The sequence below is a fragment of the Agrobacterium sp. lyk4-40-TYG-31 genome, from assembly GCF_030209855.1.
In the GTDB taxonomy this organism is placed as follows: domain Bacteria; phylum Pseudomonadota; class Alphaproteobacteria; order Rhizobiales; family Rhizobiaceae; genus Agrobacterium; species Agrobacterium vaccinii.
In genome coordinates this window covers 148,212-174,939 of record NZ_JARVRE010000002.1, presented here as the reverse complement: position 1 = coordinate 174,939, position 26,728 = coordinate 148,212, and the positions used below count along the sequence as shown (strand labels likewise).

The 26,728-nt window shown below is 57.2% G+C and carries 23 protein-coding genes and 1 other annotated feature; of the genes, 8 read left to right on the top strand and 15 right to left on the bottom strand.

Annotation, left to right across the window (positions count from 1 at the left end):
• Positions 1 to 26 precede the first annotated feature (26 nt).
• Together QRN55_RS01575 and QRN55_RS01570 are read left to right on the top strand one after the other, a co-directional pair.
• Positions 27 to 1,316 (top strand): lipopolysaccharide biosynthesis protein, encoded by a 1,290-nt coding sequence (locus QRN55_RS01575; protein WP_284774230.1) that lies wholly within the window; start codon positions 27 to 29, stop codon positions 1,314 to 1,316.
• Positions 1,313 to 2,401 (top strand): hypothetical protein, encoded by a 1,089-nt coding sequence (locus QRN55_RS01570; RefSeq protein ID WP_284774229.1) that lies wholly within the window; start codon positions 1,313 to 1,315, stop codon positions 2,399 to 2,401. Before QRN55_RS01575 ends, QRN55_RS01570 begins: the two co-directional genes overlap by 4 nt.
• Positions 2,402 to 2,414: 13 nt before the next feature.
• Here QRN55_RS01570 and QRN55_RS01565 read toward each other — a convergent pair whose 3' ends face one another.
• From QRN55_RS01565 to QRN55_RS01555, 3 genes are all read right to left on the bottom strand, one after another.
• Complete coding sequence (locus QRN55_RS01565; protein ID WP_284774228.1) at positions 2,415 to 4,577, bottom strand: glycoside hydrolase; 2,163 nt, start codon at positions 4,575 to 4,577, stop codon at positions 2,415 to 2,417.
• Positions 4,574 to 5,569, bottom strand: a complete 996-nt coding sequence (locus QRN55_RS01560; protein WP_284774739.1) for a glycosyltransferase family 2 protein — start codon at positions 5,567 to 5,569, stop codon at positions 4,574 to 4,576. Before QRN55_RS01560 ends, QRN55_RS01565 begins: the two co-directional genes overlap by 4 nt.
• Before the next feature lie 133 nt (positions 5,570 to 5,702).
• A complete protein-coding gene (locus QRN55_RS01555) occupies positions 5,703 to 7,169 on the bottom strand; it encodes a SulP family inorganic anion transporter (protein WP_284774227.1) in 1,467 nt (488 codons plus the stop codon).
• Positions 7,170 to 7,235: 66 nt separating this feature from the next.
• Positions 7,236 to 7,291: a sequence feature (sul1 is cis-regulatory element that is thought to sense ions involved in sulfur or methionine metabolism; They are found in Alphaproteobacteria), on the bottom strand.
• 224 nt (positions 7,292 to 7,515) lie between these two features.
• On the opposite strand from QRN55_RS01555, the gene QRN55_RS01550 reads away from it, so the two are divergent.
• On the top strand, positions 7,516 to 7,872 hold the full coding sequence (locus tag QRN55_RS01550) for a PAS domain-containing protein (RefSeq protein ID WP_284774737.1): 357 nt from the start codon (positions 7,516 to 7,518) through the stop codon (positions 7,870 to 7,872).
• Between the two features lie 12 nt (positions 7,873 to 7,884).
• On the opposite strand, the gene QRN55_RS01545 is transcribed toward QRN55_RS01550, so the two are convergent.
• The 5 genes from QRN55_RS01545 to paoA all read right to left on the bottom strand — a co-directional run bounded on the left by QRN55_RS01545 (position 7,885) and on the right by paoA (position 14,801).
• Positions 7,885 to 8,862 carry a sensor domain-containing diguanylate cyclase gene (locus QRN55_RS01545; protein WP_284774226.1) on the bottom strand — a complete coding sequence of 326 codons (978 nt, stop codon included), beginning with the start codon at positions 8,860 to 8,862 and terminating at the stop codon, positions 7,885 to 7,887.
• A 66-nt stretch (positions 8,863 to 8,928) separates the two neighbouring features.
• Positions 8,929 to 10,695 (bottom strand): sensor domain-containing phosphodiesterase, encoded by a 1,767-nt coding sequence (locus tag QRN55_RS01540; protein ID WP_284774225.1) that lies wholly within the window; start codon positions 10,693 to 10,695, stop codon positions 8,929 to 8,931.
• A gap of 321 nt (positions 10,696 to 11,016) precedes the next feature.
• Positions 11,017 to 13,215, bottom strand: coding sequence for an aldehyde oxidoreductase molybdenum-binding subunit PaoC (gene paoC / locus QRN55_RS01535; protein WP_284774224.1), 2,199 nt, complete (start codon positions 13,213 to 13,215; stop codon positions 11,017 to 11,019).
• A 3-nt stretch (positions 13,216 to 13,218) separates the two neighbouring features.
• Complete coding sequence (locus tag QRN55_RS01530; RefSeq protein WP_284774223.1) at positions 13,219 to 14,169, bottom strand: FAD binding domain-containing protein; 951 nt, start codon at positions 14,167 to 14,169, stop codon at positions 13,219 to 13,221.
• A complete protein-coding gene (gene paoA, locus QRN55_RS01525; protein ID WP_284774222.1) occupies positions 14,166 to 14,801 on the bottom strand; it encodes an aldehyde dehydrogenase iron-sulfur subunit PaoA in 636 nt (211 codons plus the stop codon). The genes QRN55_RS01530 and paoA overlap by 4 nt, the downstream gene beginning before the upstream one ends.
• A 244-nt stretch (positions 14,802 to 15,045) precedes the next feature.
• On the opposite strand from paoA, the gene QRN55_RS01520 reads away from it, so the two are divergent.
• Genes QRN55_RS01520 through QRN55_RS01510 form a run of 3 tightly spaced genes read left to right on the top strand, consistent with a single transcriptional unit; the run spans position 15,046 to position 16,636 of the window.
• On the top strand, positions 15,046 to 15,549 hold the full coding sequence (locus QRN55_RS01520; RefSeq protein WP_284774221.1) for a DUF6030 family protein: 504 nt from the start codon (positions 15,046 to 15,048) through the stop codon (positions 15,547 to 15,549).
• A 53-nt stretch (positions 15,550 to 15,602) separates the two neighbouring features.
• Complete coding sequence (locus QRN55_RS01515) at positions 15,603 to 15,944, top strand: XdhC family protein (protein WP_284774220.1); 342 nt, start codon at positions 15,603 to 15,605, stop codon at positions 15,942 to 15,944.
• Positions 15,944 to 16,636, top strand: a complete 693-nt coding sequence (locus QRN55_RS01510; protein WP_284774219.1) for an XdhC family protein — start codon at positions 15,944 to 15,946, stop codon at positions 16,634 to 16,636. The genes QRN55_RS01515 and QRN55_RS01510 overlap by 1 nt, the downstream gene beginning before the upstream one ends.
• Here the strand turns inward: QRN55_RS01510 and QRN55_RS01505 are convergent.
• Positions 16,631 to 17,251, bottom strand: coding sequence for a nucleotidyltransferase family protein (locus QRN55_RS01505; RefSeq protein WP_284774218.1), 621 nt, complete (start codon positions 17,249 to 17,251; stop codon positions 16,631 to 16,633). The genes QRN55_RS01510 and QRN55_RS01505 overlap by 6 nt on opposite strands.
• A 228-nt stretch (positions 17,252 to 17,479) precedes the next feature.
• On the opposite strand from QRN55_RS01505, the gene scpA reads away from it, so the two are divergent.
• Together scpA and QRN55_RS01495 are read left to right on the top strand one after the other, a co-directional pair.
• Entirely contained in the window at positions 17,480 to 19,621 is a 2,142-nt protein-coding gene (gene scpA, locus QRN55_RS01500) for a methylmalonyl-CoA mutase (RefSeq protein ID WP_284774217.1), read from the top strand.
• Positions 19,622 to 19,732: 111 nt separating this feature from the next.
• Entirely contained in the window at positions 19,733 to 20,851 is a 1,119-nt protein-coding gene (locus QRN55_RS01495) for a CobW family GTP-binding protein (protein WP_284774216.1), read from the top strand.
• 1 nt (position 20,852) lies between these two features.
• On the opposite strand, the gene QRN55_RS01490 is transcribed toward QRN55_RS01495, so the two are convergent.
• The 6 genes from QRN55_RS01490 to QRN55_RS01465 all read right to left on the bottom strand — a co-directional run bounded on the left by QRN55_RS01490 (position 20,853) and on the right by QRN55_RS01465 (position 26,706).
• Positions 20,853 to 21,806, bottom strand: coding sequence for an ROK family protein (locus tag QRN55_RS01490; RefSeq protein WP_284774215.1), 954 nt, complete (start codon positions 21,804 to 21,806; stop codon positions 20,853 to 20,855).
• Positions 21,807 to 21,841: 35 nt separating this feature from the next.
• A complete protein-coding gene (locus QRN55_RS01485; RefSeq protein ID WP_284774214.1) occupies positions 21,842 to 23,023 on the bottom strand; it encodes a M20 aminoacylase family protein in 1,182 nt (393 codons plus the stop codon).
• An 86-nt stretch (positions 23,024 to 23,109) separates the two neighbouring features.
• Positions 23,110 to 23,892 (bottom strand): amino acid ABC transporter ATP-binding protein, encoded by a 783-nt coding sequence (locus tag QRN55_RS01480; protein WP_233123865.1) that lies wholly within the window; start codon positions 23,890 to 23,892, stop codon positions 23,110 to 23,112.
• Complete coding sequence (locus QRN55_RS01475) at positions 23,889 to 24,812, bottom strand: amino acid ABC transporter permease (protein ID WP_233136966.1); 924 nt, start codon at positions 24,810 to 24,812, stop codon at positions 23,889 to 23,891. The genes QRN55_RS01480 and QRN55_RS01475 overlap by 4 nt, the downstream gene beginning before the upstream one ends.
• Entirely contained in the window at positions 24,809 to 25,699 is an 891-nt protein-coding gene (locus QRN55_RS01470) for an ABC transporter substrate-binding protein (protein ID WP_233136967.1), read from the bottom strand. The genes QRN55_RS01475 and QRN55_RS01470 overlap by 4 nt, the downstream gene beginning before the upstream one ends.
• 44 nt (positions 25,700 to 25,743) lie before the next feature.
• Positions 25,744 to 26,706 carry a substrate-binding domain-containing protein gene (locus tag QRN55_RS01465; protein WP_284774213.1) on the bottom strand — a complete coding sequence of 321 codons (963 nt, stop codon included), beginning with the start codon at positions 26,704 to 26,706 and terminating at the stop codon, positions 25,744 to 25,746.
• Positions 26,707 to 26,728: the final 22 nt, after the last annotated feature.

Genomic DNA, 26,728 nt, shown 5'->3' with positions numbered 1-26,728 from the left:
CATTTTTGCGGCATGGAGATATCAGGATGGACAAGAGCGACAAAAAGGACAAGCCACGGTTGACGGGAATGTTGCTGTCCTACGGCGCATCCTCGGCGAGCCTGTTGATAGCAAACGCCGCACAGCTTGTGACATTCGCAATTCTTGCCCGTTCATTCGGTGCCGAAGAGTTCGGTCGCTATGTGTCGTTTATCGCCATTACCAGCATTGCCGTGCACCTGTGCGGGCTGGGTGCATCCGAATGTCTGGTGCGCCGCGTGCCCCAGGACCCCAAATGTTTTCCCAGTATCTTCGGCCACAACATCATCCTGACCATGATCAGTGGATCGGTCCTCGTGGCGCTCGGAACAGCGATCCTGCCGCAGTTGTTCAGCTTTGGCGACACGCCTGCACAAAGTGTGTGGACGACATTCCAGCTTTTGCTGACCAATGTCGTTCTCGTACGGCTGATCATGCTGGGCGAAAGCATTTTTCTCGCCCATTCCAGATACAACGCGGCTAACGCTTCTGTCGTGGGTTTCGCCATCGTACGCACCGTCACAGCCACGCTGGCATGTGTCGTCTTTGAGGTCTCCAGTGTAGAAAGCTGGGCGACATGGCAGCTTGCAGCACACCTCATCACGCTCATCCTCTACGCCTGCTTTGCCCTGCGTATCGCCCGCCCCAAATACGTTGTCGACCGTGAAGAAGTTCGGCTCGGGCTTCTGTTTGCGACCCCCTTCATCTTTCGCGCAGTTCGCCAGAACGTCGACCTTCTGGTTTTGGGCTTTGTCGCTGGCCCTGAAGTCGTAGGAAGTTACGGCGTTGCCCGCAGAATTACCGATAGCAGCTATATGGCTATCGATGCTCTCAACAGGCTTGTCTATCCACGGCTGGCCATCGCCAGCAAACAGGGCATCCACCACGCATTCCGGCTGACGATCCGTATCCTCGGCCTTGCCATCAGCCTCGGCCTTGTTGCGGCAATTACGATTTATCTGGCAGCGTCCTACATGCCGCTGATCTTCGGGCCGGAATATGTATCGCTGCCACATTTTCTGAAAATCATGGCGTGGCTGATCGTCTTCATTGCGATCTGGTCCATCGCCGTGGATTTGCTGGGTGCCGCCGGTCGCCATTCGTCGCGTGCCTGGGTGCTCAATCTTTCCAATGGCATAGGCGCCGTGTTGATCGGGCTCGCAGCTTGGGTTTGGCCGCCTTATGGCATTTTCATTGCGGCCTACATGATTGAATTCACCATCGTTCTTGCGGCGTGGCTGGTCGTGAAGACCCATGTCACCCGATCGCTCGCAAGCAGCCGGGAGGTACAGCAATGACGGCAGATCACGCCCCACGATCAAGGCCTGCGGAACCCGGCGATGTCGCGCAGATCGCGCAACTTTTCACCTCCGTTTTCAGGTCACATTCCAGACCTAATAGAGCCGATCTTGAAACCTGCCTGTCGGAACTGCTATTCACGCACCCCAACTATACCGGCGAGAACGGAAGCATGGTGGCTGCCGATGCCAATGGCGTCGTCAAAAGCGCGCTGACGATCCTGCCCATGACGTACAGAATTGGCGAAGAGCCGGTAGAAGCCCGCCTTGCCTGCACCTTCATGGCAGCTGAGGATGCGAATGCCCGCAGCATTGCTGCTCTCATTTTTCAGCTGCGACCGCGTGCAAAACAGATCAGCTTTTCCGATAGCGCAGCGCCGATCAGTATCTCGCACCTAAAGGCCATCGGCGGCATCGAGCTGCCGGTTCAGGGCCTGCGCTGGTACAAGATGTTCCGTCCCCTGCCCGCAACGGCAAGCTTTATCCGGCGCAGGCTTTCGACCCGGCTGCCGCGAGTGTTGGGCCAAGGTGCGCTTCCACGTTATACCTTGCAAGCAGGCACGAAGATAGCGTCCGGGCACAGTGTGTTCGAGGCTGCGACCACCTTGTATGCCGAATATGCCAACCGCTTCCTGTCTCGCTACGTCGTCGCACCGGTCTACACAGAAAAGGAACTGGACTGGACCATTGCAGCCTCCAGCAGCGCAGATGGTCGCGGAAGGCTCATTCTCGCGCAGGTCCTCGACGAGAACGGCGATGTTTGCGGGGTCTTTTCCTTTGTCGGCGTCATCGGTGGGGAAGCGCAAATTCTTGATCTTCTCCCGGCAGATGGCGCCGAAGATGTGGTTCTCGCTGCCGCACTGGAAGCTCTTGAGGCGGCAGGCTTCGCCTTTGCCTCTGCCCAATTGCGACCGGAAATGATCCCTGCTCTATCCCGCTACAATCGCATCTGGTACCGCCACGTCACCGGAGTGGCGGCAACATCTCGCTCCGCCGAATTCAAAACGGCGATGAAAAACGGTCAAGCCTATATTGGCGGCATTGCCGGGGAAAGCTGGAGCCGACTGGTGCGCGACTTCTACTGATGGTCGGCGAACCTTAGTCTCGCTCAAGAAGAAAATAGGTCGTCGGACCGCTTGGCACGTCGTTGGTAAGTGTGACAGTGTCATCTCCTGTCGCCACGACGAAAGGCGGATAAACACGACCGTCCAGCCCTACCGGAGAAATCCGAAACGCGCTTTTACCACGGAATTTCAGGCCAAGCTCCAAACGCCGGAGCATGACGGGCAGACGTCCGAAGTCTTCAATGACCCTCTGCTCACCGTCGCGAAACTTCATGTCCGAGTTACGCGCATCCGATGCCATGATGAGCAACTGCCGCTTGCTTTGAGACAACGGCGCTCCATCAAGAGACGATATGGCGAACAATCCCCGCGTACTTGCTGTAATTACACGGACGGAGCCCAAGTCAACCACTTCGTCTATATTCTCAAAGGCCAGCGCTTCTGTCAGCGGCGTGCGGAGGGCGAGCATTTTGGCAGGTGCATCAAGTTCCAGTTCCCCCGTCGTGCTCACCACCTCGCCGCGGTCCAGATCATAGGGCTTGGACGGATCGACCTTGCCCTGTTGCAAGAGTTTCGCGACGATGGCCATGGGCGTCTGGCCGTCTCGCTCGGGTGGCACTGCGATCAGCCTGTTATCTGCCTTTGCCATCTGCTGAAGCCCGATGCTCCCGAGCAAACCGAGGCGAGTCAGGATTTCCGGTTCCATGTCATTGATGCACTGCGTCGGCATTTCCTGATCCTTGACCAGAAACGGAATAGTCAGGGATGACGCCTTGGCATCTCCGCGACGAAATACCAACGCCGCAAGCGTCTCTCCGGCGCGCGCGACCGGATCAAGCGCTATGGCATAGGGCAGCATCTGCTTTTTGTGCGGAAAATCCTCACCGTAGGAGAGAATAATGGGGCCGTGTGCATGTCTGCACAGCACATCCCAATCTTGCAAGGCAGCGAAGGCAGGTGCTGCCAGACCGGCCTCATACCGGTATGGGCTCCAGAAAAGATGATCGTACTCCGTCACGAAAAACGGTCGCCCAAGCCAGCGCGCCGCACCGATGGTGCGCAGGTAAAGAAGACCGTCCTCAAGTGAGCTTTTGCCCTGAATACTGGTGCCCGGCGCGTAGGAGTCCACCCAGTCCTGATAGGTGTTCATCGCAACCGCATTCTGGATGCTTCGGCTCATACCGGTCTGGATCGTGGGCCAGTTATTGTAAGGCAGCACGATACCGCGAAAACCGAGTTCTCTCAGAGCGCCGGTCATCTTCCGCGTGGCGGACTGCTCCAAGTCGGTAAAGAAGGATTGCACATCGCGCATGCGCTCGCTGCGCTCATACCGGTTTGTCGGCAGCGCGATGGAGCGATCCGAAAGCTGCCCTTGCTTCACCCAGTTACCCCAACGCTCCGAAAGAGCAGCGTCGGTGCCGTATTTCTTGACGAGCCAATCGTTCAACAGGGGCTTGAGGCGCGGCGAAAAAACGCTGCCACGCACGCTCTCCTGCATCATGGAATCGAATTCGAGGCCGTTTTCATTAAATGGGACAATGGCCACCAGCGCAGGATCACGGATCGGTGCCACCCCCGTATAGGGGTTCACCCTTGCCAGAAACAGTTGCTGGAATTTCAGCCAATGGGCAAAATCGTTCTCATCGATTTGCGTGCCGAGCTTCAAATCACCCTTGACCTCCCAGCGGTCGTCAAACCCGCCAAGAGCACCACGCGATGAACTCAGGCCATCCATCATCCAGTAGATGCCGTTGCGTTTCAGAGCCGCCATCAAATAGTGGATGCGGTCCAGAACCTCCGGGTTGAAGTCGAAATCCTCCGAGCGCCCCGCCATCAGTGCCGCATCGACGTAATGAAACCGGGCGATGTTATAGCCGTGCCGTTTCAATTGCAGGGCATAGCGGTCTGCAGCGGCATGATCAGGAAAGCCACCGGACGCCGGGCTCCACGCAAGCGAAGCGCAGAGGAAGCGGTGCGGATTGTCGGCGTCACCCGTCTTCGCAAGTTTGCCGGATGGCGTGATGGCAATTCGTCGTGCTTCATCGATCGGCGCGCCCGGAAACATGCCGGAGAAGTCCAGCGGACTACCAGCCTCGACCTCCAGTGACTGCTCTCTGACCGCAAGCCACTCTTCTGCCGCCCCCGCATTGCCGGGGATCAGTTGGAGGAGCAAAAGGATGATCAGCGCGCGTTTCATGGAGATTTCAAAAGTTTGCTTTCAATCCAGTCACCCGGCCGCCTTCGCGGCGAAAAAAAGCCGAGCGGCAGTGCTGCGGCGTGGAAACACCAGGCAACGACAGCATAAAAACCCAGTGACAGGCTTTTTTGCTTGATGCTCATGACGAGCACCGGCAACAAAAGCACGACGAGGCCGATGAGAAGAACTAGGGGATTGAACATTCCATATACTACGCAAACCAGCAGCACCGCCCACCAGAGGTAGACGCCGCACCAGAGCCGCACCTCTGATAACTCGGCGGTCAGCGCACCGAGACGCTGCTGCTCCCTTCCGGCCCTCAACAACTCCCCCACGCCACGCAGATATTTCGAAGACCAACGCCGTGTCAGCAGCACGTAGGAATTGATGCTGTGCCCGAAGTGATCGACAAACCGCCGGTCCAGTCGGTACAGCGTCCAGCCGCGCATTCGTAGGCGCTGACCGAGATCGAATTCTTCATATCCGTGCAGATTGCGATCGGAAAAATAGCCCGCTTCCTCAATGGCAGAACGGCGATACACACCACCGCCATTCAAACGATCCAAAACACCGCTTCGGTTCTCGGGCGCATTGCGTTGAACGCGCCGTGTGAATTCGAGGTTGTCGAGATTGACCTCATTGACATGGCCGCTGACACCGGCAACGCTTGGATTTGCATCGAGATAGGTGAGCGCGGCGGGCAGAAAGTCCGCATCCAGCAACATGTCTCCATCCATTAGACAGATGAATTCGCCCTTGCTGTATTGATAGCCGAGCTGCGGACCGAGCCCACAACTGGCCTTCGCGGGTGCCTCGATCTGGGCGACGGTAACGGGATAACGTGCAGCGATTTCCACAGTGCAATCGCGCGAGCCGCTGTCGGCAACGATGATTTCGCCGTCGATATCTGAGAGAGCCTTGATCACGCTTTCGATTGCGGCACCGATCCGCTTTTCTTCGTTCAGCGTTTTAAGAATGACCGATATCTTCAAAGCTGCATCCGAACTGATTGTCATCAACGGCAGAATACACGCTCCCGCAGAAACGTGTATACCATTTTTCTAAAATGCTTAACGCAGGGCGCGTCCATTCTTCACGGACGCGCCCTTGGCGTGCAATACCTAATTAAAGGTCTTTCAGGCTACCCCCGCTTCCAAGGCTTTCGATCAGCGTTGCGCTGGCTTCGTTGACGCCGACCACAGTGACGGGGATATCGTGCTTTTCGTAACGGTCCACGACCATTTCCAGAGCGGCAACGGCGGTGATATCCCAGAAATGTGCGTGGGAGATATCGATAAGGACAGACATGCCTGTTGCATCCTCGATATCAAAAGCATCGACGAAGACATCGGCTGACGCAAAGAAAACCTGACCGGACACCTGATAGGTCAAGCGATTGGAGGCCTCGTCTCTTTCGGTTTTGACCTGCAACAGCCTTGCCACCTTGAAGGTGAAAAAGACGCCACTGAGGAGGACCCCGACCGTCACGCCCAACGCAAGGTTTGAGCTGAAAACGGTGACAACGACGGTCACCAGCATGACGACGCTCGACATTTTGGGGTGAACAACGAGCGTCTTGACCGATGACCAGTCGAAGGTGTCGATGGACACCATGACCATGATGGCCACGAGGGCTGCCACCGGCACCTGTGACACCCAGGGCTTCAGCAGAACCGTCAGCACCAGCAGGAACGCGCCTGCAAACAGCGTCGATAGCCTGCCACGCCCGCCATATTTCACGTTGCTGACGGTCTGACCGATCATGCCGCACCCGGCAATGCCGCCAAAAAGGCTGGCGGCAGTGTTTGCGATGCCAAGGCCAGTGCATTCCCGGTTTTTAGAACTGGGCGTGCCGGTCAGATCGTCAACGACACTCGCCGTCATCATGGATTCGAGCAGTCCGACCATGGCAATGGCAAGGGCTGGACCGGCTATGATCTTGAGCGTGTCAAGCGTCAACGGAACGGCGGGCCAGCTAAAGATGGGAAGGGCGTCTGGCAACTTTCCGAGGTCGGCAATGGTCATGACCGGAAGCTGCAACGATATGGAAACGGCACTCAAAACAAGAATACAGATCAAAGGCGATGGCACCGTTTTCGTCACGCGCGGTGCCAGATAGATGATGGCGAGACCCGCGGCAAGCATGCCATAGGCCAGGACGTCACCATGAAGAATATGCGGAAGCTGCGCCGCAAAGATGAGGATCGCCAGTGCGTTGACGAAACCGGTGCGAACCGACTTCGACACGAACCGCATCAGAACGCCGAGACGCAGCAGGCCGAAGGTGATTTGCAGCAGACCGGCCAGCAGACCGGCGGCGAACAGGTAAGGAAGCCCATGGGCATGGACCAGCGGCGCGGCGACCAGAGCCACAGAGCCCGCCGCCGCCGAAATCATGGCAGGACGACCACCGGTGAAAGCAATGACGATGCCGATGACGAAGGATGCGAACAGGCCCACCTGTGGATCGACGCCCGCGACGAATGAAAAGGCGATGACTTCCGGTATCAGCGCGAAGGTCGCGACTGCTCCGGCAAGCATTTCACGTATGGGATTGGCGGACCAATCCCGACGAATAAATGTAAGTTGCATGATGTGATGTCTCGCAAAGCATACCGGAACGCACTGTCGCGGTCTTAAAAAGGCATGCAGTTTTTGCGTTGTCTGGCGGATCGGCGGCCAGAAGAGCCACCCGGAATCTCACCGGGTCCGTGGTGAATAGGTGTTCAATATCGCATAAACGCGTCAATGCAAGTCAAAACTGAATGACCGGTAACGGACAGTTCTCCCATCCGCCATTGGAATAGTATCACCAGCCACTATACTGACGTTGAGTATCAACGTCGTAGACGTTTCCCTGATAAGGCAGTGTAGGCGTGGTTCGGACCCACGTTTTTGAACATGGGTATCAGCCCCCGGAGGAAATGCTTTGCTAGAGGTGGACAATATTGCCGATCAGATGGAAGCGGGAATTTACACATGGTCCGTTGCAGAAGACAGGCTCTATGCCGACACCGCAATCGCAGCCCTCTTCGGCCTTGATCCATCCCAAACAATTGGCGGGCTGCCCCTTTCCAGCTACATCGAGCGCGTCCACCTCGAAGACCAGGGCCAGCTAGCCGCGCTGATCGCCAAAGCCGTCGAGGATGGTCAGCCCTACAACGCCGAATACCGCGTTAAAAATGCTCTGAATGAATACGAGCTGGTCATGGCCGTTGGTCGGTGCTTCCGCGATTCAACAGGCACTCCAACGCTTTATTCCGGCATCGTTTATCCCGTTCAATCGCTTGACTGACAAACGCCGCTATCAGCCAACATTTGCCAGCAGCATCGGCTCGCTGGGGCTTTCGAATGAACGGTCGAACCACGCCCAACTCCGCGCATCGCTTCGCTTCATGCGGTAGAGCGCCTGATCTGCGGCGTGGAGCAGCGTTCCCAGATCGCCGCCATGGTGCGGATAGAGACTTGCGCCAAGAGTTGCACCGACGGTGACTTTTTGGCCTTGGACCACGAAGGGTTCTGCGAAGGCATCGGCTATTCTCTGACATATTTTCTCAGCCGCGGATTGATCGTCCAGATCGGTCAACAGAATGACGAACTCGTCGCCGCCCATTCTGACCAAGGTGTCATCATAGCGAACGGATTGACGAAGGCGCGTGGCGACCATCCTCAAAATTTCATCGCCCGCAGCATGACCGAAATAGTCGTTGATCGGCTTGAAATCATCGAGGTCGATCATCAGCATCGCGATAGAGCTGTGTTGCGGAGATGCGGCGCGCATTTCCATTTCCGCATTCCAGCGTTCCTGTAGCATGCGTCTGTTGCCAAGCCCGGTCAGCGCATCCTCATAGGCGATACGACGCAACGCGTTTTCGGCCATCTTCCGGTCGGACATATCCTCGAATGTCACTATACCCAGACCGAATTCGTGCATGACGATCCCACGATGCAGCGCTGGTACGAGTTTACCGTTCGCATGCTTAACCTGAACCTCGAAGGGTTCGATCTCGGTCACACCGGTTTCTCCAACCCGGCGCCCCTCCCATCGCTCACGCGCATTCAGCCGCCCTGCTTCATCGATATATGTCTCGTCGATCCACTGGTCTACGGTGTCAAAATGGCCGTTCTGATAGCCAAACGTCCTCGTGAACGCCCGGTTGACGAAGCGCACCTTCCCCTCCGCCATGGTGGACCAGAAGAGTGGAACCGGCAGCGCATCCAGAATGATGAGAAGCTCGTTATCCGTATGGCTGCCACTGACCATTCGCTCTAAGACGTGTTTCATCTCATCGCCCTTTTGTTAGGTGCAATCCGAAAGAATTCGCGAAAATGCGGATGTGTCGGGGGGAATTTACCCGGCCAGCAGAACAGCCGGGTGACTGCGCTCGACCAGCCAGTCCAGCAGCGCACCGCTTCGGACCGGGCGCGACAGCCAGTAACCCTGGATTTCATCGCAGCCCATGGCTTCCAGTAGGTCTGCAACCTCCTGTGTCTCCACCCCTTCCGCGACAACGCGGTAGCCGAGGCTATGGGAGAGATCGATCATGGAGCGGACAAGCACCCGCTCGCGGTTGCCGTTTTCCATGTCGGAAACGAAGGAGCGGTCAATCTTGACGACATCTGCCGGAAGCTTCTGGAGGTAGGCAAGGCTGCTGTAGCCTGTCCCGAAATCATCGATCGCAAGCTTTACGCCAACCGCCTTGAGCTGATTGAGAAGGTCGAAAACACCGTCCGTCTCCTTCATCATAACGGTTTCGGTCAACTCCAGCTCGATCTGGTCCGGCGCGATACCGAATGTCGCGAATTTTACCATCAGGCGCTCGAAGAAATCATGTTCTTCGAGGTCCAACGCCGAAAGGTTGAGAGACAGTTTGAAGGCAATCCCTTCGCTGCCCCAAGCGGCCAGATTGGAGAGCGCTTCGTCCAGCACCCATTCCGTCAGTTCCCGTCCCAGAGACGAGGCTTCCACGACGGGAATGAACTCGACCGGCGAAAGCGGCCCAAGGACTGGGTGGTCCCACCGCAACAGGGCTTCTGCGCTGCAAATTTCACCCGTTGTGACATCCAGACGCGGCTGGAAGACGAGAGACAGTTGGTCTGGAGCGGTCAACGCTGCGCGGAAATCCTGGAGAATTCTATAGTTACGTCTATGGCGCAAATCGGTTGCGGCGGAGAACATGCCGATCTTGTTCGGGCTCTGTCGCGCATCCTGCACAGCACTTTGCAACGATCTAATGATGTCTTCCGGTGTCATGCCCTGCGGGTCAAAGGCAACCATGCCGACAGACGGCGTCATCGAAATATGGGTTTCGTTATTGCCTTCGATCTCACTCAGCATTGCCGCAAGCACCGGCGCGTAATCTTCGGCAGCTATACGTTCTGGCGCAAAGAAAGCAAATTGCGTTGGCCCGACGTGATAGGCAGCACCGTTGGAACCGACGTGCTCGTTAAGCTTGGCGGACACAGTCTGGATGACCGTATCGAGGTAGGATGGGCCGAGCACGCGAGACAGGCGCTCGAATTGCTCGGTTTGGGCCAGATCGAGCAGGCTGATGATACGCTCACCCGTCTCCCCGCGCACGACGGCATCGGAAAGGTCGTTCATCAGCTGAAAGCGATTGGGCAGCCCGCTAGACGGCTCGATGCGGCCCAGCGCGTGCGTGAGTTCGATCTGGGCCATCACCATAGCGGCCAGATCGCAAAGCGTCGTCATTTCGGCTTCGGTCACGTCGCGCGGCTCGGTTCCGAGAACACAAAGCGCACCCAGGCCAAAACCATCGGCGGTCAGCAATGGCGCACCGGCGTAAAACCGGATTCCCGCGCAACCAAGCGTGCTGTCGACGTAGCATTCATCCTCTTGGAAATCACGGATAACGAATGGCACCCTGCTTTCGGCCACATTGGCGCAAGGCGCCCTGTCGCGCGGTATTTCGTGGTGATCGACACCGACCTTTGATTTGAACCACTGCCTGTTCGTATCGGTCAGCGAAACGGCTGCGATGGGGAGCCCGAAAATACTGGCGGCGAGCCGGGTAATACGGTCAAAATTTTCACTGGGTAAAGTGTCGAGCAAACGCAGACTTCTAAGAGTTGAAAGACGTGCAATTTCGTTCTGCATTATAAAAATCCGTGGCAACGCGCGCGCATGTTCATGCGCGGTCGCGGAACCCAAATAGGGGTTTGATTCATTTTCAATGCATCGTTGTCAACGGCTCGGCACCAGTCGAAGCTGGGGTGGGACGGACAATGGTGGGGGCTTCATGCCCGCTCTGTCTCAGGTTGTTTGTATGAAGTTCTATGCCATAATAATTGAATTATGGATGAATCGTTCCTTGGCACCCGAAGACATGGTTAGGAAACGGTAATGGAATTTATGAAAATCTTGATGCCCCTAATGGCCTGCTCCGTCAGGTGACGGAGCAGGCGTTTTGAAACTTCATCAGGCAACGTCGGGCAAGGCGCCAATCAGCTTATCCAGTGTCATCGGGTAGTGGCGAAGACGAACGCCTGTTGCGTTGTATATCGCATTGGCGATGGCCGCCGATACGCCGCAAAGACCGAGCTCACCGACGCCCTTGGCCTTCATGGGCGAAGACATTGGATCGGTTTCGTCAAGGAAGATCACCTCTTGTCGCGGAATGTCGGCGTGCACCGGTACTTCGTAACCCGCGAGATCATGGTTGACGAAGAAGCCACGGCGCGTGTCCACGGCTAGTTCCTCCGTCAACGCCCCACCGGCGCCCATCGTCATGGCGCCGATGACCTGACTGCGCGCCGTGACGGGATTGAGGATGCGCCCAGCGGCACAGACTGCCAACATACGGCGAATGCGTGTCTCACCGGTTGCGACATCGACGCCGACTTCCACAAAATGCGCGCCGAATGTTGACTGCTGATGGGTTTTCGTGAGGTCACCCCACTCCATCTTGTCCTCACCGACCAGACCTTCCGCACCCGCCGCCTCAGCAAGAGGAACGGAGCGATTGCCGGATTTCACCACGCCGTCTTCGAACACAGCATCGTCAGAGTTGAAGCCGAGTTTCTGAGCGATGGCTTCGCGAAGTTTGACGCAGGCGGCATAAACGCCTGATGTCGAGGAGTTGGCACCAAACTGCCCGCCAGAGCCTGCCGAGATAGGAAAGCGGGAGTCGCCGAGTTGTACGGCAACCCGGTCCACGGTCACACCCATCATTTCCGCAGCGGTCTGCGCAATGATGGTGTAGCTGCCGGTGCCGATGTCCGTCATATCGGTTTCAACCGTGATGATACCATCTTTGCCGAGTTTGACGCGCGCGGCAGATGGCAGAACGAGATTGTCACGGAAAGCCGCCGCCACGCCCACGCCGATCATCCAGTTTCCCTGTCGCTTGGCCGCGATCTTCGGACGATCTGCCCAGCCAAAACGTTCTGCACCGAGTTTCAGACAGCCTATCAAATCTCGATGGGAGAACGGACGTTCGGGGTTTTCAGGATCGACCTGCGTATCGTTGGAAATACGAAACTCGATCGGGTCCATGCCCAGCTTTTCAGCCATTTCATCGACCGCAATTTCCAGTGCCATAAGGCCGGGTGCTTCGCCGGGAGCACGCATGGCATTGCCTTCGGGCAGGTCGAGCGTCGCGAGTCGCATTGCCGTCATACGGTTGGCGCCAGCATAAAGCAGCCGCGTCTGGTTGACTGCCGTTTCCGGCGCGCCATCCGGCAGGTTGCCCGACCAGCTTTCGTGGCCGATGGCGGTGATCTTGCCATCACGCCCAGCACCGATGCGAATGCGCTGGATGGTTGCCGGCCGGTGGGTGGTGTTGTTGTTGATCAGCGGACGCGGCAGCGCCACCTTGACCGGACGTCCTGCCTCCTTGGCTGCAAAGGCTGCGAGGACAGCGTCGGCACGCAAGAACAATTTGCCGCCGAAGCCGCCACCGATAAACGGCGACATCAAATGGATCTTATCCTTTTCGATGCCCAGCGTCGTTGCAAGGTCGGAACGCCACCAGTCGATCATTTGACTGGATGTCCAGACCGTCAGCTCATCGCCATTCCACGCCGCAATGGACGCATGCGGCTCCATCATCGCGTGGGACTGGTCGGGGGTGGTATAGGTTTCATCTAGCGTAATTTCGGCAGCGCTGAACGCCGCGTCAAAATCGCCGAATGCCGTATCGGGTTTTTGAGATTCATCCGGTTTCTCGGCATTGCCTTTTTCGGCAGCCAGATCGAACACGCCTTTTTCTTCAGTATAGTCTACCTTGACCAGCGAAGCCGCGGCGCGTGCCTGTTCGAATGTCTCCGCTACGACCACCGCAACGGCTTGATGATAATGTTCGATGACATCACCACCAAACAGATGAGCAGTGTTATACTCGCCTTTCTCTCGCTTACCGACATCAAGTGCCGTAACGACGGTCAAAACACCCGGCGCTTTTTTGGCAGCAGACGCATCGATTGACTTGATGCGTCCCTTGGCGATGGCTGAACCAACGGGATAGCCATAGGCATAGGCAATATCCGCGTCATGCCACTCATAGGCATATTTCGCGCCGCCCGTGGTCTTCAATTCGCCGTCGATGCGGCGGATGGGCTGACCGACGACTTTCAGACGGTCAATGGGGTTGGTCGTTGCTGGCTTATCGAACTTCATGGATCAACCCCTCGCTTCGGCAAGGACTGCGCCGAGCGTACGCTCAACGAGATCGACCTTAAACCGGTTCTGTTCGGTTGGACGCGCATCTGCAAACAAAGCTTGCGCGGCCTTTTGTGCACCATTGGTGAGGTCAGCATCTGCCGCTTCCACCCGCCAAGGCTTATGAGCGACGCCACCCACGGCCACCTGCCCCGAACCATCTGGCTGGATCACGGCACCGACGGATATCAGCGCGAAGGCATAGGACGCTCTGTCACGCACCTTGCGATAGATATGCTTGCCACCAACTGACGGCGGCAGAACGACGGATGTGATGAACTCGCCTTTCTCAAGCGTCGTTTCGATGTGCGGCGTATCGCCGGGCAGCGTGTGAAAGTCTGCGATATCGATGGATCGGCGAGAGCCGTCTGATTTCACTGTTTCGACACTCGCATCCAGCACCCGCATGGCGATGGCCATGTCGCTCGGGTGCGTTGCAATGCAGGCGTCACTGACACCGACCACCGCATGCTGGCGGCTATAACCGCCGATGGCGGCGCAACCGCTGCCGGGTTGACGCTTGTTGCAAGGCTGGTTCGTGTCGTAAAAATAAGGACAGCGCGTCCGCTGCAAAAGATTGCCAGCGGTCGTCGCCTTGTTGCGTAACTGCCCGGACGCACCCGCCACCAAAGCTCTGGAAAGCAGCCCATAGTCTTTTCGCACCGTAGCGTCGGCAGCAAGATCAGTGTTCCTAACGAGTGCGCCGATGCGCAAGCCGCCGTTGGACGTCATCTCGATCTTGTCGAGGCCAAGACCATTAACATCGATCAGATGGGTCGGTGTTTCGATTTCAAGTTTCATCAAATCAAGGAGGTTGGTACCACCGGCGATGAATTTGGCGCTCGGATTGGCTGCAACTGCACTGGCTGCCGCTTCGACAGACGATGCACGCTCATAGGTAAAGGCCTTCATGCGTTGATCCCCCCGACTTCTGAAATGGCATCAAGAATGTTCGAGTAGGCTCCGCATCGACAGATGTTTCCGCTCATCCGTTCGCGCACTTCGTTTGCGGTCAACTGTGATGGTTCATTGAGATTTTCGGTCACGTGACTCGGGATATTTGATTTGATTTCTTCGAGCACCGCGACCGACGAACAGATTTGTCCGGGTGTACAATAACCGCACTGAAATCCGTCGTGCTTGACGAAAGCGGCCTGCATGGGATGCAGGTTGCCGGGTTGGCCCAACCCTTCGATAGTGGTGACCTCGTCGCCTTCGTGCATAACAGCGAGCGTCAGACAGGAATTGATCCGTTTCCCATCTACTAGCACCGTGCACGCGCCGCACTGGCCGTGGTCGCATCCTTTTTTGGTACCTGTCAGGTGAAGATGCTCGCGCAGCGCATCGAGCAGCGTCGTCCTGTTATCGAGGTCGAGAGTTCTGTGCTCACCGTTTACGGTGAGTGCGACTTTAGACGTGTAATCCATATGGCTCCCCGAAGATTGCGCCACCGCGCTCCCGGCGACGCCCGTGGCCGCGACGGTCGCAGCCGATGAGATAAGTAAGTTTCTTCTGGAAAGTTCCAGCCGTACGCCATCGTACATGCGCAGTTCCTTTTTGAACGCTTTCGGTAATGCGCTAACGACCGATGACCCGAAACGTGCCATCGACTGACGAAAACTTGAAGAAACAGAGGTATTGCTGATCGTGCGAGTACCCGGTTACCTTGTGCTTACGGCGAAGGTGAGTAAACTCAGGGTTTGCACGAATGGCCCTTTGGATCACATGCTCGTTGTCGCGGTAATTTCCCTCATTCTTCTAAGCGGCGACATGGCGCGAAGTGCTGTGATGAAGAATCCGCAAGGCGACCCAACACTCCACCAAATCCAGTCGACACCCAGTGCCAGCACTACACCGCCCTTTACCGCTGCCCAGTGTCACGGCATTGCCGATCTCTCGACGACGAGCAGACCTGTTTTCACCCAAAGGGACAATGGAGAATGGGAATGCAGCTACATGATCGAATACAAAGAGACGGGCCATACCCCGTCGCTCTTCCTGCAAATACGGGGAACGGAATCGGGCATATGGAGCAACTTCAGACTAAAGCTAAATTTCGGCTCGCTGCTGTCGCGTCAGGTTCTTGGGGCACGCGCAGCCAACCTCGTCTACCTGCTGGTAGGAACGAACACACCGCTCAAGGATTTGGACGCAGTACTGGCATCAGGCCGTGACCTGGAGATGAGTTTCGATGGCGTAACGCTGAAATACAAACAGGAACGCCTCGATACAAACCGGTTCAATCTCTTCGGTAGTCGCACTCCGGTGGTGGAACGAAAACTGCCGGAGTGAGTGGGCCGAAGCACGCAGAACAAACGCCTCAAGTGGCGATCACAGGACCACGAATGAACGCCGTTGATAACAAATCCCATGCGACCACAGATCCGCTGACGCAGGCTCAAGATTGGAAGAATGACGGACGCGCTGTGGCACTGGCAACTGTCATTGAAACCTGGGGCTCTGCCCCGCGCCCTGTTGGCAGCCACCTTGTTATTGATTCCGATGGCAATTTCGAAGGCTCCGTTTCCGGCGGCTGCGTCGAAGGCGCAGTCATTTCCGCAGCGCTCGACGTGATCAAGAACGGCAAAGCCCAGATGCTCGAATTCGGCGTGGCGGACGAAACCGCATGGTCGGTCGGCCTTTCCTGCGGCGGTCGTATTCGCGTCTATGTCGAAAGGCTGCATTGATGGATTTCGCGACGCTTGAAAAACTGAACACGCATCGTCGTAACCGGGTGGCGGTAGCCGTGATCACGGATCTAACGGGTGGCGAAAGCCAAATCATAACGTCTGAAACGGTGCCATCGGGCCAACTGGGAGAAGCCGTTGCCGCTGCGTTTCAGTCCGGCAAATCGGCAAGCGTGACGTCGGAAAATCGCCCGTACTTCATCAATGTCTATCTTCCAGCACCACGTATCGTCATTATCGGTGCCGTCCACATCGCTCAAGCACTGGTGCAGATGGCAAAGCTTTCAGGGTTTGACATCCTCGTGATCGACCCGCGAACGGCCTTCGCGACACCAGACCGTTTCGGTTCGGCGGAGCTGATTGCCGACTGGCCAGAAGACATTTTGCCGACGAGACCGCTGGATCGTCACACAGCCGTGGTCGCACTGAGCCACGATCCCAAGATCGATGATTTTGCACTGGCTGAAGCCTTGCGCACCGGCTGCTTTTACGTCGGCGCGCTCGGCAGTCGAAAGACGCAGAAATCGAGACTGGATCGGCTACAAAGCCAGGGGTTTGGGGATGCCGATCTTGCTCGCATCCATGGGCCGATAGGGCTGAATATCGGCGCAGCCAGCCCGGCGGAAATCGCGGTGTCCATTCTGGCCGAAATCATCGCCACGATGCGCGGTGGTGAAAAACCGCTGTCATAGCGTGGTGTTTGACCGGATCAGAATCCCACCCGCTGCCGTGACCTCTTCGAGCGTATCTACGTCCCCGAGTGCAGCGTCACCAATGTCGATGTCGATGACGGGTAGGCCAGATGCCTTGATCAGATGCCGCGCGCCCACGTCTCCTTCTAAACCGTCAACGTCTCCAGCCATCGAGCGCGGCAAGATCACCGGGTTGCCCGGATGTCCGCCAGCCGAAGCGCGGATGATTGCAACGCCGCCGGAGGTTTCAAACGCATCGATCATCCGGTCGAGATCACCACCGGTGATACCCGGCATATCCGCGAGCATGACCATGATGCCCTCAAACCCTCGATCAACCGCGGTCGAAAATCCAAGGTCAAGCGAGCGTGACATGCCTGACGCATAGTCGGAATTGATCACAGTCTCGACATCAAGACCGGAAAGGACATTTTCCATGTCCGAATGGCGATAACCTAAAACAGCAATCACCGAGGATGCCCGGCTGGCCACGGCTTGCATCGCCACCTTGCGTAGAAGCGGCACGCCATCGAAAAGCGCGAGAAGCTTATGGGTACCGTTCTTGCTGGTTCTGCTGGACATCCCCGCGGCCAGCAGCACGATTGCAACAGCCATCAGCCTCTCCTCCATATGTCTCTCACATAGCACGAGCTCTCGACTCACATCAAACAACAGTCACGCCCGTGCGATACTGTCTTTTCATAAACCTGCACTGCGAACGGTTGTGCTGCGGTCCCGGGCTTCCTATTGTCCGGGATGGCCGTAAATTCGCATGCGTCCAATTCGGGAGGTAACGCGTTACCGTTTACTAAGATGGTAATGCTGCTGGCAGAGGAGAGATGGATGTCCGGTGAAAAGACGGTAAGGGATTGGCAGGAGCTTGCCGAGAAGGAACTGAAAACATCGCCTGAAAGCCTTGTCTGGCACACGCCCGAGGGAATCGATGTCAAGCCGCTCTACACCGCCGAAGACGTCAAAGACATAACCCATCTCGATAGTCTGCCAGGTTTTGCGCCTTTCGTGCGCGGACCACGCGCCACCATGTATGCCGGGCGCCCCTGGACCATCCGCCAATATGCGGGTTTTTCCACGGCGGAAGAATCCAACGCTTTCTACAAGCGTAATCTGGCTGCCGGTCAGAAAGGTCTCTCCGTCGCCTTCGATCTTGCCACCCATCGCGGTTACGACAGCGACCACGAACGCGTCGTGGGCGATGTCGGCAAAGCCGGTGTTGCCATCGACAGCGTTGAAGACATGAAGATTCTGTTCGATGGTATTCCGCTGAAGGACATGTCGGTTTCCATGACCATGAATGGCGCGGTCATTCCCATTCTTGCCAACTTCATCGTCGCCGGCGAGGAGCAGGGTTGTTCGGTTAGAGAGCTGTCCGGCACCATCCAGAACGATATTCTCAAAGAATTCATGGTGCGCAACACCTACATCTATCCGCCAGAACCCTCGATGCGCATCATTGCAGATATCATCGAGTACACGGCAAAAGAGATGCCTCGCTTCAACTCCATCTCCATTTCCGGCTATCACATGCAAGAGGCTGGCGCGACACTGGTGCAGGAGCTGGCCTTCACGCTCGCAGATGGCCGGGAGTATGTCAGGGCCGCACTAAAAAAGGGCTTGAACGTCGACGACTTCGCCGGACGTCTTTCCTTCTTCTTCGCTATCGGCATGAACTTTTTCATGGAAGCCGCCAAGCTGCGGGCCGCGCGTTTGCTGTGGTCGCGCATCATGGACGAGTTCGAACCACAAAAGCCATCGTCGCGCATGCTGCGAACCCACTGCCAGACCTCGGGCGTGTCCTTGCAGGAGCAGGATCCCTACAACAACGTCATTCGTACAGCCTATGAGGCATTGTCGGCAGCGCTGGGCGGTACGCAATCGCTCCACACCAACGCGCTGGACGAAGCGATGGCCTTGCCGACCGACTTTTCGGCGCGGATCGCCCGCAATACCCAGTTGATACTTCAGCATGAAACAGGCGTCACGAAAGTCGTGGACCCCCTGGCGGGCTCCTATTATGTCGAAAGCCTGACCCATGAACTTGCAGAAAAAGCCTGGGCGCTGATCGAGGAAGTCGAAGCTCTGGGCGGCATGACAAAAGCTGTCGATGATGGACTACCAAAACGGCTGATCGAGGAGGCTGCGACGAAGCGACAGGCAGCGGTGGATCGCGGCGCCGAGATCATCGTCGGGGTCAATAAGTTCCGGCTGGAGAATGAAGACCCCATCGATATTCTCGACATCGATAACAGCGCCGTGCGGTCATCGCAGATCCGGCGGCTGGAAACCGTGCGGCGCCAGCGAGACCAGAAAGCCGTGGAGGCAACCCTCACAGCTTTGACCGAGGTTGCGCGGAGCGGCAATGGCAACATGCTTGAAGCGGCCATCAATGCGGCAAGGGCGCGCGCGACAGTCGGCGAAATATCCGATGCGATGCGCAGCGTGTTCGGTGATCACGCCGCCGTGCCGGAGGTCGTGCACGATGTCTATGGCGCGGCCTATGAAGATGACCCCGAATACGCAACACTGTGCACCCGACTGGGTGAACTGACGGCAGTTGTGGGCGGAAAGCCCAAAATGCTGATCGCAAAACTCGGACAGGATGGCCACGACCGAGGTGCAAAAATCATCGCATCGGCCTTTGGCGACATCGGTTTCGACGTCATTGCGGGGCCACTGTTCCAGACGCCAGCAGAGGCTGCGGAGCTGGCGGTCAGCAACAAGGTCCATGTCGTGGGCATGTCCTCGCTTGCCGCTGGCCATAAAACGCTTGCACCGCAACTGGTCGAAGCGTTGAAAGCGAATGGCGCAGAAAATGTAATCGTCATCGTCGGCGGCGTCGTGCCGCGACAGGACTATCAGTATCTTCTGGATCACGGCGTCGCCGCCGTTTTCGGTCCCGGCACCAATGTGCTGGAAGCCGCGCGCGCCGTCATCGACCTCATGCAGGGTCGCCTCAGAAACGCTTAAGGTGCTTTCGGCTACCTGTCGCAACATCTCAGAAATCCCTCTTCCGACGCAGGGATTTCTTGCTATAAGACGGTCCACTTTATGTAATGTTCTAACACTACAGGTCGCCCCATGGCACTCGAACGCATACCGGTCTCCATCATCACGGGTTTTCTCGGCGCGGGAAAATCGACGCTGCTCAATCAGCTTCTGAAAGACCCTGCCATGCAGGAAGCCGCCATCATCATCAACGAGTTCGGTGATGTCAGCATCGATCACCTGCTGGTGGAACGGTCCGGTGACGGGATTATTGAGCTTGCTGAGGGCTGCCTCTGCTGCACCGTGCGGGGTGAGCTGGTGGATACGCTGGCCGAACTCATGGACGGCATCCAGACCGGCAAGCTGAAAAAGGTCAACCGCGTCGTCATCGAAACGACCGGCCTTGCCGATCCAGCACCCGTCATGCAGTCCATCATCGGCAACCCTGTTATCGCTCAGAATTTCTCGCTGAACGGCGTGGTGACGGTCATAGATGCTGTCAATGGTCTTGCCACGCTCGACAATCATCCCGAAGCCGAAAAACAGGTTGCCGTCGCGGACAGGCTGGTTCTGACCAAGCAGGCCCTTGCCGAGGCGTCACAGGTTTCAGAATTGACCGCGAGGCTGAACACGCTCAACCCGCGAGCGACCGTTGAGAATGGCGACAATGAGAACTGGTCTGCGGTCTCTCTTCTGGAAAACGGCCTTTACGATGCCGCCGACAAAATTGGTGATGTCAGCCAATGGCTTGGCGAAGAAGCCGCACATGATCATGACCACCATGACCATGATCATCACCACGGGCACCACCATCATCATGACGTGAACCGTCACAATGCCTCCATCCGCTCGTTTTCAATCGTGCATGATGCACCCATCCAACCGATGGCGCTGGAAATGTTCGTTGATCTCTTGCGGTCCGCGCATGGCGAAAAGCTGCTACGAATGAAGGCGATCGTCCAGCTTTCAGACCGGCCCGACCGGCCACTTGTGCTACACGGGGTTCAATCCATCTTTCACCCTCCACAGCGTCTCGCCGCATGGCCAGACCCCACCGACCAGCGCACGCGCATGGTGCTCATCACCAAGGATTTGCCGGAGGCTTTCGTCAAAGACCTCTTTGGTGCTTTCACGGGTGCGGTGCATATCGACAGGCCGGACCAGCAAGCGGTCATGGATAATCCGCTCGCGGTGCCTGGACTGCGTTTCTAATTCAGCTAGAAATTTGCTGATCGAGACGGTTGCCCAGTTCGGTTGCCTGGCGGAGAAAATCGAAGCCCAGAACAGCAGCCCCAACCAGACCGGGCTCCACCGTACACTGCGCGCGTACCACAAGCGGGCGTGAGAACCGTCGCAGGATGCGAGATCGCACCGCCTCATCAAGCGCGGTCAGCAGCGCTGCGGAATTCGAAAGGCCACCGCCTACGGGCACGATGGTCGCCCCTGTGACATTGATCAGCAGTGCCAATGGGCCTGCCAGCATATCGACAAAGATATCGATGGTGCGAGCGGCGTCTGCATCATTGCACTGCCATTTGTCCAGAATATCCTCGGCGGCGACGGTCTCGCCCGTCAAATGACGGTGGAGCTTTTCCATTCCGCGCGCACTGCAAATGGCATCCAAACACCCCTCAAGCCCACAGCCGCAGGAAAAGCGCGGTAGATCGACGGGTGGATTTCCCGCGCGTGTCGCAGCCACAGGCGCATGTCCCCATTCTCCCGCGAAGCCACCAGCGCTGTTGATGAGCTTGCCGTCGATGACGAGCGCGCCGCCGACGCCGGTGCCGAGGATGGCGCTGAAAATAACGCGATGCCCCTGCCCCGCGCCGACGCCATATTCAGCCAGAGCGCAGCAATCCGCATCGTTTGCGATGAGGACCGGAAGGCCAAGCGCAGTTTCCAGATCGGCTTTCAGCGACCTGTCGTGGGCGCAGGGAATATTGGCAATGAATGATTTGTCGGTATCGGGATCGATGATCCCTGTAATCGAAAGCGCCACGCAATCCGGCGTGCCACCGATTTCGGTGATGACGTCCTTCAACACGCCCACGAAAGCGTCGAAATCATGGATAGGCGTTTGCCGCCGTGCCACTGGCCGTACATCATCCACAGCCCAAGCGGCAGCACCCTTTATGGCGGTGCCACCAATATCGAAACAGACGATCAAACGAAAACTCCCGGCATCAAACGCTGATTTGCGCCTTATGCCAGATATCGTTCCGTAAGTCTCGACCACATAGCCGCACCGACGGTCAGGCTGGCATCGGCGAAATCATATTTCGGACTGTGCAAAATGGCTGAGTCCACACCATTTCCAAGGCGTAGAAAACTGCCTGGCTTGTGCTCCAGAAAATAGGAAAAATCTTCGCTGCCGGGAATGAGATGGCAGGTCGAGACATTCCCAGAGCCGATCAGTTCTTCCGCCACTGTTCGGGCAAAGGCAGTCTCTTCGTCGGAATTGACGACGACCGGATAGCCATGCTCGTAGTTCAGCTCAACCGAAGCGCCAAAACCATCAACGACGGAGTGCGTCAGCTTGGTGATCCGTTCTTCCAGCAAAACGCGAATCCGAGGCTCGAAGCAGCGTACGCTGAGCGCAAGCTTCGCATATTCGGGAATGACGTTAACCGCTTCGCCCGCGTGAATGGTACCCACGGTGACGACCGCGGTCTGGGTCGGATCGATATTGCGCGACACCACGGTCTGCAAGGCAACCACCAGATTGCAGGCGACCACGATGGGGTCGATGGTGAGGTGCGGACGCGAGGCGTGGCCGCCCTTGCCCTTGATGGTGATGTTCACCGTATCCGACGACGCCATCAACGGGCCGGAACGGACCAGAATAGCCCCTTCCGGTGCACCGGGATGGTTGTGCAGGCCGAAAATCGCATCGAACGGAAACCGCTCAAACAGCCCATCGGCGATCATCTTCTGCGCACCGCTTGGCTTGCCGGACTCTTCGGCAGGCTGGAAGATCAGCGTAACGGTGCCGTTGAAACGGCGGGTTTTGGCGAGATGTTGGGCAGCACCCAGAAGTACGGTCGTGTGACCATCATGACCGCAGGCATGCATTTTGCCGGGTGTCTTGCTGGCGTAGGGCTTGCCGGTTTCTTCCAGAATGGGAAGCGCGTCCATATCAGCACGGATGGCGATGCCCTTCCTGCTCTCGCCCACGCTCAACCGTGCGACGACGCCGTGACCGCCGACGTTGCGCGTGACCTCATAGCCCCAGTTCTCGAGCTTCTCTGCCACAAAACGCGCGGTTTCCGCTTCTTCGAATGAGAGTTCGGGATTGGCGTGAAGATGCTGCCGCGTCTCCACGAGTTCCTGTTCCATGTCCTTGAAATCGGACACACGGGCAAAAGCATTGTCGAGCACGGTCATGGGAATTCCAATCGAGAAGGTAGTGCAGCACACTGGAAAAACTGGAATATGCCCCGCATTTGAAGCGGGGCATAGCGCAAATGGGCTCAAAGGAAGCGTGACAGGAAGGCCTGGGTACGCGGATGCTTCGGATTGCCGATCACCTCTTCCGGTGTTCCCATCTCCACGATATGGCCGCCATCCATGAAAACGACCCTGTCAGCAGCTTCTTTAGCAAAGCCGATTTCGTGCGTGACGACAATCATCGTCAGACCCTGGCGGGCCAGATCACGCATGGTAGACAGAACCTCACCCACCAGTTCCGGGTCAAGCGCAGATGTCGGCTCATCGAACAACATCAGCTTCGGCTTAATGGCCAGCGCACGGGCAATTGCCACGCGCTGCTGCTGACCGCCGGAAAGCTGGCGCGGATAGTTATCCGCTTTGTCGGAAAGCCCAACTTTTTGCAACAACTCCCGCGCATAGGCCGTCGCCTGCGCCTTGCTTTCACCATGCACGCCAACCGGCGCCTCGATGACATTTTGTAACGCCGTCATGTGCGGGTAGAGATTGAACTGCTGGAACACCATGCCGATATTGCGCCGTTGCGCCGCAATGGCGTTGCCGGACAGTTTTTCCAGCTTGTTGTTCCTGAAGCGATATCCGATCTGCTCCCCATCCACTTCTATGGAGCCACGATTGATGGACTCCAGATGGTTGATGCAACGCAGGAACGTCGATTTTCCCGAGCCGGAGGGACCGAGCACGACGACGACCTCGCCTGGATAGACGTCTAGGTCGATGCCCTTAAGGACTTCCAGTTGATCGAAGGCCTTGTGGACATTGCGGGCCCGCACCAGCGGCTGCTTGATCGTGGATGCAGTGGTCATGGGGTTGCCTCCTGCTGGACGGCGGGGGCCTGAGCCATCGCGGTGCGGCGGTCGCCTCTGCCGTAATAGCGCTCGATGTAACCCTGACCAATGTTGAGTAAGGAGGTGATCAGCAGATACCAGATGACGGCAACCATCAACATCGGGACGATTTCAAAGGTGCGGTTATAGATCGACTGAACCGAATAAAGCAGATCGGCCATGGCGATAACGCTGACGAGCGATGTCGCCTTGATCATGCTGATAAGCTGGTTACCGGTTGGCGGTACGATGGAGCGCATGGCCTGCGGAATGATGATCCGCCACAGTGCGCGCGCCTTGGTCATCCCGAAAGCTTCTGCCGTTTCGGCCTGCCCTCTATCCACGGACAAAAGACCACCGCGAATGATTTCCGCCATATAGGCCGCTTCGTTGAGCGCAAGCCCCACGATAGCAGCGGTCATCGGCGTGATGACGGAATTGGTCTCCCAGCTTACAAGCGTCGGCCCGAATGGAATGGCGATGGATATTTCTGGAAACAGGGTCGACAGATTGTACCAGAAAATGAGCTGCACAAGCAGGGGCGTACCGCGGAAGAACCAGACGAACAGGCCAGATAGCGAGCTTGCCAGAACGTCTTGCGACATGCGCGCCACGGCCAGTAGCAAGCCAAGCACGACGCCGATCAGCATGGCCACAACAGTCAGCCCCAGGCTGACGGACAGGCCCTGCATGACGGTCGGGTCAAAGAAATATTGCGCGACGACCGGCCAGCCGAAGTTCTCATTATTGGCAACGATCCACGCGAAATTCGCGGCGATCAGGAGCGTGATGAGCCATAGGGTGACCCGCCCGGTCTGAAAGGGGCGATGGGCATTTGCCACATCGCGTGGATCCGCGCCGTCAGCAGATGGCGCGATATAGGCAGGCGCCGCACTCATTTCTTTTCAACTCCCACCAGATTGATGCCGGGTGTTTTGATCGTGTTGTTCTCAAGGCCCCACTTCTTCATGATGGCGCCGTAAGTGCCGTTATCGATGAGGATTTTAACACCGTCGCGGAGGATTTCGCCGAGTGGCGATCCCTTGGGCACGACAGCACCTTGGAACAGATCGTCGAAACCGTTCTTCTCACCAACGCCGGTCAGTTCAAGCTGTCCGTTCGCCTGGGAAACGAAGTAGGTCAGCGGAGCTTGCGAGGAGAAGAAAGCGTCGGCGCGCTTGGAGCGTACCGCCAGAATGGAGCTTGGCTGGTCGGTGTAGGACTGAACTTCAACCGGCTTCTTGCCGTCAGCGGCGCACTTTTCCACCTGCGCCTTGATGACCTTTTCAGCCGAACCGCCCGCCATCACAGCGATGCGGTTGCCGCAGGCCGTATCCAGCGAGACGATGCCCTTGGGATTGCCCTTCTGGACTGCGAAGACGACGAATTCCTGCACCCAGTCCACGAAATCATTGGCGTCCTGGCGGGTTTTGAAATCTCCTACCGGGCCGAATGCGAACTGGTAGCGCCCGGAATTGACGCCGGATAGCAGAGCCGGAAGCCCTCCTACAGTCGCATGCTCGATTTTCACGCCCAGCAATTGGCCGAGCGCTTCGGTGAGATCGGCGCTAGCGCCTGTCAGTTCTGTGCCAGTGACGATTTCATAGGGAGGAAAGGAGCCGTTATTGACGGAAATCATCTTGCCATCGGTGCGGATTTTCTCCGGCAGGCGGGCGCTCAGCTCCTTGTTGACGGTCTGTTGCGGAATGGCGGCGTCCTGAGCCGTTGCCGGCACGGCCAGCAAAACGGCAAGGGCAGCAACGGAAGCGGTGAGTTTCGAGTGCATGGTATTCCCCTTTTTATGGTTTAACTCGGAAAGTTTCGAATGGGTCAGCGACCCGAAGCGTGGTTTGGAAATAAATCTGCAGGCGACAGAAGACGCGGCAAAATTTTCTGCTCGTAGAGTTCCAGCGCAAAATCGGCGATCATCTTCTCGTTCGCCTCAAAGCCATTAACCTTCCACGAAGGAGAAAGATCGGCGGCGCAACGGCGTAGCTCATCGATCATCCACGGGGTGGTATCGGCATATTTCTCACGCTTTTCCAGCCACATGCGCTGGGATGCATCCAGAAGCTCGCTCAACTCATCCATAATCCACGGATGTTCTCGCACGATCTCGGCTTTAAAGCCGATCAGATGCATGCCCGGCACGTAACCGACATCGTTGAAGTAATCGACCTCGGCGGAGCGATAATCGGTGAGAACCTGTCTCAATGCCGAATCCTGATCGAAGAAGCCTTTCGGCATGAATGGTGTGAACACGGCATCCAGACCGCCATCCAGAAGTAGATCGACCATTGGACGCTCACCGGGGGCGGCCTCGATGCGACCGGGGCGACCGAAACCATCAAGGCGATCGGTAATCGGATGTGCTTCGGTAAGACGCCCAGCATACCACATCGCGTCTTCCACACCGACGCCTTCACGGCGAATGGCAGCGCGGGTCCACGTATTGCCGGAATCCCGCCAGCCCGTCACGCCGATCTTCTTTCCGGCCAGATCGGAAAGCTGGCGAATGGAACTTGCCTTGCTGGTGATGATGCAGCGGTGACGGAAGCCGCGCATGATAAAGTTGGGCATGCCGATAACGCTCTCGTCACCATCATGGCGCATCTGGGCATAGCGACTGAACGATGTTTCCGCTGCATCGTAAGCGGCCTCGGTAGCGACGCTTGAGACGAGCGTGCCGACACGGTCGACTTTCACATCAAGGCGTGGCGAGGACACATCTCCGAGGATCAACGGGGTTATGTAGTCCCAGTCACGGAGGGCGAGGCGAAGCGTTACAGTCATGCTTGATGCTCACAAAAAATCT